This is a genomic window from Xanthomonas sp. SHU 199, from assembly GCF_000364665.1.
Taxonomy (GTDB): domain Bacteria; phylum Pseudomonadota; class Gammaproteobacteria; order Xanthomonadales; family Xanthomonadaceae; genus Xanthomonas_A; species Xanthomonas_A sontii.
The window spans coordinates 1-674 of sequence record NZ_AQOI01000367.1 but is presented as its reverse complement, the minus strand read 5'-3'; the positions used below and the strand labels follow the sequence as shown (position 1 = coordinate 674).

1 protein-coding gene is annotated in these 674 nt (G+C 66.6%); it reads left to right on the top strand.

Features of this window, described 5'->3' with window-relative positions:
• On the top strand, window positions 1–674 hold a 674-nt coding region (locus D183_RS0112480), incomplete at both ends, for a DUF6708 domain-containing protein (RefSeq protein ID WP_017909286.1).

The following is a 674-nucleotide window of genomic DNA, read 5'->3' as shown; positions in this document are numbered from 1 at the left end:
TTCATGCTCCGCTTCGACCTCATCGGCTACCGCTACGCACCCACCCTCTTCGACCGCAACGCCAGCAAGGTCCATGTCTTCAAGGACAACACGCGTCTCTTCGGCTGGTGGCCGCTCTGGGGCGGGGGCGGCCAACACGAGATCCTCAGCTACGACTGGGCCTGCGTGCGCGCCCAGGTCGTCCGCTTCAAGACCTTCACCGGCACCGTCGCGCAGGACAACGCGGCCCTGCAGATGATCGTGCTGGCTGCGCCCGGCGACACCCGCGTGGTCGGCCAGTTCGGCCTGGGCCTGACCAGCAGCGCCATCGCGGTGCAGCCCCTGCTCGATACCTGGGAGCACATCCGCCGCTTCATGGAGCACGAAGGGCCGCTGTTCGTGGAAGGCGACGGACCCAATCAGGCCTTGTTCGAGATGCGCTTGGTGCGCTGCATCTTCTTCGGCCAGCCCTTCATCGGCCCGGGCAGTGCTGAGCATTGGAAGCACCCCGACCTGGGCGCCATCCTCTGGCAGGTCATCGCCATCCCGCTGTTCCCTCTGACCCTGCTCTACGGCCTGATCCGCTGGGCCAGTTTCCACATCAAGAGCAAGCCCGCATGGCCGCCTGAAGTGCTGGCCAGCGTGGGCGGCGCACCCTTGCATGGCAGCGCGCTGGAAGCCTGGCGCCATGTGGT